Here is an 8,147-nt window from a genome sequence, read left to right on the forward strand (position 1 = left end):
CGTATAGCTTTTTAATAGGCGTAACTGCAATATGGAGGCATGACCGAACCTATTAATTCTCTAATATCATCTAAGCTTTTGTGATTTTTTACTGCTTGAAGAACTGTAAAATCTATAATTGTTTTGGAAAGGGTTGAATCTACTAATTGCTTAATATCTTGCATGCTTCTATGTTTTTCTATTAAATTTTTAATAGAAAAACATAGAAGGTTATCTGAATAAAATGTATATACAAGTTGCTTGATATCTTTTATATCTTTGCTTTTTTCTATTAAAAAAACAAGAGATTTTATTGTATCAGCATTGTTATCTAATAACTCTAATATTATTTTTTATCTTTTATTTTAAATGCCCTATTTAGTGCTGTTCCATGTATAGGATCAATTTTGTTAATTTGATTAGTTTTGATAAGTTCTTTAATTTTTTCTTTAGTTTCTTCTTTAAATTTTCCTTTTAAAAGTTGTTTTTCAGTTTTCAAAGAATCTCTTAGAGCTTTAAACGAGAGGCTTTTACGCATAATTTACCTAAATTAATTTATAGCGTGCGTACTATAGATTAATCTAAATAAATTATCAATATCTTAATTAATAGTAAAATAATTTACGATCTCTTAACTTTAAGCTGTATTTGATGATTCTCTAATTCTACTTTACTTACATAATCAGGCGTGAAATTTTTAGCAAACTCGCCTAAAGTTTGTTCTTTAATAAAGTCTCCATAATTATCAATTATCTTAGATAAATCAAACTCGCTTATTATTGCAATTAAAATCCTGTCGGTTATAGAGAAATCGGCATCTTTTCGAGCCCGTTGTATAAAGCGTACAATGTCTCTTGCGTATCCTTCTTCTATTAATTCAGGAGTTAGCTCTAAATCAAGTATGAACAAGCTACTATCATCCTCAAAACTTGCTGCTCCTTTAATGTGTGAATACGGCTCTAAAACTAGCTTATATTCGTCGCTATTCAAGGTCTCACCGCATATAGCTAAACCGCCTCCGATAGCTTCCCACTCGCCTTTTTTAGAGGCGGATATTATCTCTTTCATTTTAGCGGGAAGACGTTTACCAAGCATTGGGAAATTAATCGATAGTTTTTTGCTTGCGTAATTCTCTAAATCATCACGATAAATTACTGATTTGACATTAATTTCATCTTTAATTAAATCTTCAAAGCTTTTTAGTTTATCATTATGTTTACTGATAATAGTTATACTAGCAAGCGGCTGCCTTACTCTGATATTTTCAGTGCTTCGGATAAACAAGCTATTACTGCAAATATCAAGTACGTTATCCATGGTAGCAACTAGCTCGTGATTTATCTCAAAGCTTGAGAGAGTAGGGTAGTTGCATAGATGGACAGAGATAGAACCGTCATTGCGAGGCGGTGTTGCCGGCGTGGATACTAAACCGTCATTGCGAGGCGCTGAAAGTGCCGCGGCAATCTCGTGAGAATTTCCTGAGATTGCTTCGTCAAGACTTAAGTCTTTCCTCGCAATGACGTCCGGTCGTTTATGACATAACCCCAAATATATCGCCTCCGAAATCATAGGCACTAGTGCCGACATCGCAATTGCCATAGTCTCTAAACATGAATACAGAGTATTATAAGCATTTTGTTTATCTGCATCTTTTTCGCTTTTCCAAAACCTTGCCCTACTTCGTCTGATATACCAATTATTCAATACTTCAAAAAATTCTGAAACTGCGTGATAAGCCGTTTGCGTATCGAAATTATCTAAACTTTCTTCAATTTTATTTACTGCTATTTTGAGCTTAGACAATATATAAATATCAAGCACGTTTTGAGAAGTAAAATTAAGCTCACCTTTAAGCGAATCGGCATTAGCATACATCGTAAAGAAATGGTAGGCATTCCAAATAGGTTTGATGAATAAACGCAGAGTATCAAATACCATCTTACCGTCTTTATCGATTAACAGCTCCTGACCTTTAACAACGTTTGAAGAAAGCATCGTAACTCTTAAAGCGTCAGAGCCGTATTTATCAAATAGCCCCAGCGGATCGGCGTAGTTATTAAGACGCTTTGAGAGCTTTTGACCAGTAGCGTCTAAAATCACGCCGTGACATATACAGTTTAAAAACGGTGTGCGATCAAATAAAGCGGTAGATAATAACATTAAAGTATAAAACCAACCACGTGTTTGAGCTGAGTATTCAACTATAAAATCAGCCGGAAAATGATCCTCAAACCATTCTTTATTTTCAAAAGGGTAGTGGGCTTGCCCGTATGGCATTGAGCCGCTTTCAAACCAGCAATCAAACACATCTTTGATTCTACGCATTGTTGATTTACCGGTTGGATCGTTAGGGTTGGCCCGAGTCAGTTCATCAATAAACGGACGATGTAAATCAGTAACTTTAACGCCGAAATCTTTCTCTAATTCCCCTATAGAACCGTAAACATCTATACGTGGATATTTTGGATCGTCAGATTTCCATACAGGTAGCGGCGTTCCCCAAAATCTATTACGGCTTATTGACCAATCACGGGCATTTTCAAGCCACTTACCAAACAAATTATCTTTAACATGGAAAGGTATCCAGTTAATTTGCTGATTAAGCTCTACCATTCTATCTTTAAACTGTGTAACCTTTACGTACCATGATGGAACGGCCTTATATATAAGAGGCGTATCTGTTCGCCAGCAATGAGGGTAATTATGAATATACTGCTCGGTTTTTAGCCAATTTCCTTGTTCTTTTAATTTGATTATTATTTTGTCATTAGCATCAAATACTTGCAAGCCCTCTAAATCAGGAATTTCTTTGGTGAACTTACCGCTATTATCAACAGGGCAAACAAGCTCAATACCTTTCGATGCACAAAGTATTTGGTCATCTTCACCAAAGCCGGGAGCCATGTGTACGACTCCCGTACCGTCACCCTCAACCACAAAGTCGCCGGCAAATATCTTGAAGCTGTTTGGATGATTCTCGAAATAGCTAAATAACGGCTTATAGCTCAATCCTTGAAGCTCTGAGCCTTTAATAGTAGTAAATTTCTCATCCCCTTTTAGTTCTAGCTCTTTTGTATATTTAGAGACGGAAGAGGCGGCTATAATGTAATAAATATCTCCTTTCGGTACTAACGCATAATCGATATCACTACCGACGGCTAAGGCTAGATTTGAGGGAAGTGTCCAAGGCGTCGTGGTCCAAGCGAGGATTCTATATTCTATGTCACGTCTGTCCCCTTCAATGTCATCCCCGCGTAGGCGGGGATCCATTTTTCCCTGGATTCCCGCTTTCGCGGGAATGACATCGGTTAGTACAAAACTAACAGTTACAGCTTTATCTGCTCGCTCACGATAAGAATTATCAAGCCTTGTTTCAAAATTAGAAAGCGGTGTTTCGCATGCCCAAGAATACGGCATTACCCGCATAGATTCATACAATAACCCCTTATTATATAGCTCTTTAAACGCCCAAAGAACGGATTCCATAAAGTTCTTATCCATCGTTTTATAAGAATTTTTAAAATCCACCCATCGTGCTTGACGAGTTACATATTCTTCCCAGTCACTCGCATATTTCATTACCGAAGCTCTGCAATGGCTATTGAACTTCTCTATACCGAAATTAGTTATTGCAAGACGCCCTGAAATACCAAGTTCTTTCTCTGATTGCATTTCAGCAGGAAGACCGTGACAGTCCCAGCCGAAGCGACGCTCAACTTTCTTACCTTTTACGGTTTGATACCTAGCATATACGTCCTTAATAAAGCCGGTAAGCAAGTGACCGTAATGCGGCAAACCGTTTGCAAAAGGCGGACCGTCATAAAAAATAAATTCTGACTCTCCATTCCTATCATCAATAGATTTTTGGAATATATTATTGTCTTGCCAAAATTTTAGTATCTCTCGCTCTATAGCAGCAAAATCAGCATTTGAACTAACCTCAGGGTAATATTTAGTATTTGTCATTATTTTAGAAATTATTATAATAGTTTGGTTTATTATAATAGATAATGACACAGAGATAAATATATAATTTGTACTAAACTGTTTAATTTTAAGAGACAAATGAAAACCAAGGAACTTTCTAATACTAAAAACTGTGTTAACTCCTATTTGAAAAACCTACTCGATGTCATTCCTGCGAAAGCAGGAATCCATAAAATAAAACTAAAAAACAAAAAATGTATTGGGTATATATTATGTTCTAATAAGCATGGTACTTTATAGTGTATACAGAAGAGTTTACTTATATTAAAGAAGCAATCACAAGAGAGAAAAATTTGAAAAAGTGGAAACGTAACTGGAAAATAGAACTGATAGCAAAAGCTAACGGAAAGATTTAGTTGAGTAGCCCTATGGATTCCTGCTTTTTCAGGAATGACATAAACCTATCTATGCAACAACATCACAATTTCCTCGCAATGACGATACTATACGAATAATATTAAAACTTAGAATTTTCTTTATTTGCTTCTTGATATTTCTGCTTTAAAAATTCATCAACAAATGATTCTGATTTAGAACCATGTTGTTTAAACAATTCTTGAGCTTCTTTTACAGCCTTATGAAAAGTGATTAAATGTAATTCATTACTAGCTTTATTTATAAGTTTCATAGTATTTCTAATTTGATGAAAAATTAATATTACCCATTAAATATACCTACGTAAACATTCTAACTATGGGTATATTTGAAGGGTCGAGTAATTTTTTCATCTGTGAGAAAGTTTTTACTATATTTTCTACGGCAGCCTCAATAAATTTATCGGTTTCAATATAATTCTCCGATTCGTCTTGTATGTAAAAAAGAATAGAGGATACATAAACCGATAGCAATAAACCTCTTTTAGTATAATAGTTAAAATCAAGAGATTTATCTCCGGCATAACGCCAAATAGCATCACAGCTACGGAAAGCAACCTCAGTTCCTTGCATCGGGTTTAATGCAAAATAAGCAGCATTTTTGCTATGAATAATAGGGAGTACAGCTTTGATCCTAATCTTTACCGCTAAAGATATTTTTTCTCTTATTTTTGCCGGCTCTTCTATTGTCTTTAAGCTTTCTAGCATAATATTATCTAAGTAGCTTTCAAAGAATTCTATTATTTCAGATAAACCTTCCGGAAAAACTATTAAAGCATAACCTTTTGCAAAGCCGCATTTTTCTTCTGCTTCTTCAAGTAGTTTATTATTCCATTCATTAAACGGTAATAATTCTAATAAAGATTGCACGAAACTTATTTTTTTGATATGGTGTTCTTCTTTAATGCTCATATTTTTTAACCTTGACATATAACTTAATTATAGGGTATAGTTCAATAAACCACAATATCTTTTAAGGAGAGTAATTTTAGTGATACTAGTAAATGTTCACGCCGGTAATTGTGACAATACGCTTAAGAATTTTAAGAAAAAGCTACAAAGAGAGCTTTATTTTCGTAAGATGAAAGAACAGCGTTATTATGAAACACCTTCAGCGAAGCGTGTTCGTAAAGCACAAGAAGCAGCGAGAAGACGGAGAAAGTTTGCTCGTAAAAAAATGTTTGATGAATAAAATTTCAAACAATTTTAATACTAAATAAAAAGCTAGAAATATTAACATTTCTAGCTTTTTTTGTTATTTAGATTGCTTCGTCAAATTACTTTGTAATTTTCCTTGCAACAAAGCCACGGGTGCTGCCCGCATGGCTCGATGTCATTCCCGTGAGGCATTGTTGCGTGGACCGGTAAAACTCACTGTCTCACCCCGTGACTTGCTAACTAGGTACATAAAAACAATAAAAAACACTAATAATTTTAGTATTTTAACTGGATACCGTAGTCAAGCCACGGTATGACAGCAAAAGTAATGGATTCCTGCTTCCGCAGGAATGACATAAAACGAGCCATGCAACAACGCCTATGGCTGCGTAGCTCATGACGATTAGGTATCCACGCAGCGATGCCTCCGCAGGAATGACATTAAAGTACAAATATTCCCAATTAGCTTTTTTTATGTTATAAAGAATTGTTATAGCCATATAAACCGATCTATGCTTAGTTATCTTAAAAAAAATTTACGTTCTTATTTTTCTAGTAGAGTGCTAATTTTTACTTTAGCAACGGCAGCTATTATTTTTGCGTGTGCTACTTTTTATGTGATATCTTTAGAATCGAAGAATTTTAGTACGATTATTGGGTTCTTATTAATTGATTTAGCAATTTTTTTAATTTTAGGCGTTTTACTAACTCAAAAATTTTTTACTAAAAATAATAATAACGATAGTTCTAAATTACAAAATCGTATTGTAATTGCCTTTAGTTTAGTTGCAGCTATTCCAACTATAATTGTCTCAGTATTTTCTGTTTATTTTTTTAATCTTAGTGTTCAAGCTTGGTTTGATAAGAAGATTTCTACAGTTCTTGATCAATCCGTAATAGTTGCGGAATCTTATATTGCCGAGCATAAATTACAGCTAAAAGAAACGGCTCTAGCCGTTGCTGAAGATTTAAGCGATATGTATTATGATTTAATTCATAATCCCGCTTTATTTACTAAAACACTTAATACCGAAGCAGAGATGCGTTCGCTTGATGAAGCTATAGTTTTAAACAAATCTACTAATACTATAGTAGCTAATAGTTATTTAAGTTTTTCATTATCATTTGCAACTATTCCTGCACATTTAATTAAAAAAGCGGATTTAGGGGAGCCGGTGGAAGTAAAATCCGATCCAACCAAAATAAGGATGCTGATTAAATTAAAAGAATATAATGATGTGTATTTATTAGCCGGTAGATTAGTAGATAATAAAATTATCGATCATATAGATGCAACTAACGGAGCAGCTGCCGAGTATAATAGCCTTAAAAACGAAATAGATAATATACAGATTAAGTTCTCTATAATGTTTATCTTTATTGCCTTGTTACTTCTTTTTGTAGCTATAAGTTTTGGAGTTATATTTACCGCTAAAATAGTAAAGCCTATTAAAAAGTTAGTTACTGCAACTGACAAAGTTAAAGACGGTGATTTAACGGTACAAGTGCCTGAAAATGAAGTGGATAAAGACGAAATAGGTACGCTTTATGCGGCATTTAATAGAATGATCAAGCAGCTTTCTCGTCAGCAACGCGATTTAGTTATAGCACAGAGGGCTATGGCTTGGTCGGATGTTGCAAAAAAAGTAGCCCATGAAATCAAGAATCCGTTAACTCCTATTTTACTTGCTTCTGAAAGATTACTTAAGAAATTTAGTCCTGAAATTAAGGAAAAGGCAGAATTTGAAAATTATTTAAAAATGATTATTCGCCATACTAACGATATTAAAAATATAGTGTCCGAATTTGTTCTTTTTGCACGTCTTCCTGCTCCTAAATTTACGAAAAGTGAATTAGTTTATTTAGTTAAGCATATTGTTGAAGCGCATAAATTACTTAATGATAACATTTTGTATAAATTTGAGTCTAACGTAGATCAATTTGATTTTATGTGTGATGCTACCCAAATAAATCAAGTTATGATCAATTTATTGAAAAACGCAGAAGAGTCAATAGAAGGGCGAGAATCCGGAAAAATAGAAGTTACTATAGATGCTAAAGACGATTTTATTAGCGTTATTGTAATAGATAACGGTAAAGGATTTCCGCCTGAGTTAATAGGCAAAGCTACCGAAAGCTATGTTACGACCAGCAGTAAAGGTATGGGAGTAGGGCTTGCTATAGTTAAAAGAATAGTCGAAGAACATTGTGGCATTCTAGATATAGCGAACAGAGAAGAAGAGGGAGCAATAATCGATATAAAATTCGATTTAAAAGAATTGGATTTGAAAGTCGGACGTTTCGGAGGTTAGAATTATAGTATAGGACAATTCTTGAAAAACCCTGTATGCCATCCCTAGCCCAGCATTATTGCATGGATCAATTCTACCGCTGTCATCCTGTTACTTGATCACTTAATAATAGGCAAAAAGTTATGAATATAGAAATTACAGAGCTTTTAGCAAAAGAACTTATTGCAGAACAATTCCCTAATTGGGCTAATTTATCAATTAAATCGGTTGAATTTAGTGGTCACGATAATAGAACCTTTCATTTAGGCGATGAAATGTTGATTAGATTACCAAGTGCAGAAAAATATGTAGAGACGGTTTCAAAAAAACGGTCATGCCTCCATATTGCAGTTATGCC

The 8,147-nt window shown here is 34.2% G+C and carries 7 protein-coding genes and 2 pseudogenes; 4 read left to right on the forward strand and 5 right to left on the reverse strand.

Annotated elements, in window-relative coordinates; translation table 11 throughout:
- Positions 1–11: 11 nt before the first annotated feature.
- From KYQ89_RS03840 to KYQ89_RS03860, 5 genes are all read right to left on the reverse strand, one after another.
- The gene (locus KYQ89_RS03840; protein ID WP_218460485.1) at positions 12–164 is read right to left on the reverse strand and encodes a hypothetical protein; all 153 of its coding nucleotides are present in this window, start codon (positions 162–164) and stop codon (positions 12–14) included.
- A gap of 161 nt (positions 165–325) precedes the next feature.
- Entirely contained in the window at positions 326–517 is a 192-nt protein-coding gene (locus tag KYQ89_RS03845; protein WP_218460486.1) for a hypothetical protein, read from the reverse strand.
- An 83-nt stretch (positions 518–600) separates the two neighbouring features.
- On the reverse strand, positions 601–3,945 hold the full coding sequence (gene ileS, locus KYQ89_RS03850) for an isoleucine--tRNA ligase (protein ID WP_218460487.1): 3,345 nt from the start codon (positions 3,943–3,945) through the stop codon (positions 601–603).
- Positions 3,946–4,423: 478 nt separating this feature from the next.
- Positions 4,424–4,594, reverse strand: a complete 171-nt coding sequence (locus tag KYQ89_RS03855) for a hypothetical protein (protein ID WP_218460488.1) — start codon at positions 4,592–4,594, stop codon at positions 4,424–4,426.
- 46 nt (positions 4,595–4,640) lie between these two features.
- Complete coding sequence (locus tag KYQ89_RS03860; RefSeq protein WP_218460489.1) at positions 4,641–5,252, reverse strand: COQ9 family protein; 612 nt, start codon at positions 5,250–5,252, stop codon at positions 4,641–4,643.
- A 79-nt stretch (positions 5,253–5,331) separates the two neighbouring features.
- Here KYQ89_RS03860 and rpsU point away from each other — a divergent pair, with 79 nt between their 5' ends.
- The 4 genes and pseudogenes from rpsU to KYQ89_RS03875 form a co-directional block, all read left to right on the forward strand.
- Entirely contained in the window at positions 5,332–5,532 is a 201-nt protein-coding gene (gene rpsU / locus KYQ89_RS03865) for a 30S ribosomal protein S21 (protein WP_218460490.1), read from the forward strand.
- Between the two features lie 151 nt (positions 5,533–5,683).
- A pseudogene (locus KYQ89_RS08485) lies at positions 5,684–5,796 on the forward strand (proline/betaine transporter); the annotation flags it as partial.
- Between the two features lie 214 nt (positions 5,797–6,010).
- Positions 6,011–7,810 (forward strand): sensor histidine kinase NtrY-like, encoded by a 1,800-nt coding sequence (locus KYQ89_RS03870; protein ID WP_218460491.1) that lies wholly within the window; start codon positions 6,011–6,013, stop codon positions 7,808–7,810.
- A gap of 122 nt (positions 7,811–7,932) precedes the next feature.
- A pseudogene (locus KYQ89_RS03875) lies at positions 7,933–8,076 on the forward strand (acetyltransferase); the annotation flags it as partial.
- Between the last annotated feature and the right edge of the window lie 71 nt (positions 8,077–8,147).

Origin of the sequence: Rickettsia sp. TH2014 (genome assembly GCF_019249195.1) — a bacterium.
Taxonomy (GTDB): Bacteria; Pseudomonadota; Alphaproteobacteria; order Rickettsiales; family Rickettsiaceae; genus Rickettsia; species Rickettsia felis.

Coding starts and splice junctions, on each gene's coding strand:
- KYQ89_RS03845 (WP_218460486.1), bottom strand. CDS start 517: ATGCGTAAAAGCCTCTCGTTTAAAGCTCTAAGAGATTCTTTGAAAACT.
- KYQ89_RS03840 (WP_218460485.1), bottom strand. CDS start 164: ATGCAAGATATTAAGCAATTAGTAGATTCAACCCTTTCCAAAACAATT.
- KYQ89_RS03855 (WP_218460488.1), bottom strand. CDS start 4,594: ATGAAACTTATAAATAAAGCTAGTAATGAATTACATTTAATCACTTTT.
- ileS (WP_218460487.1), bottom strand. CDS start 3,945: ATGACAAATACTAAATATTACCCTGAGGTTAGTTCAAATGCTGATTTT.
- KYQ89_RS03860 (WP_218460489.1), bottom strand. CDS start 5,252: ATGAGCATTAAAGAAGAACACCATATCAAAAAAATAAGTTTCGTGCAA.
- KYQ89_RS03870 (WP_218460491.1), top strand. CDS start 6,011: ATGCTTAGTTATCTTAAAAAAAATTTACGTTCTTATTTTTCTAGTAGA.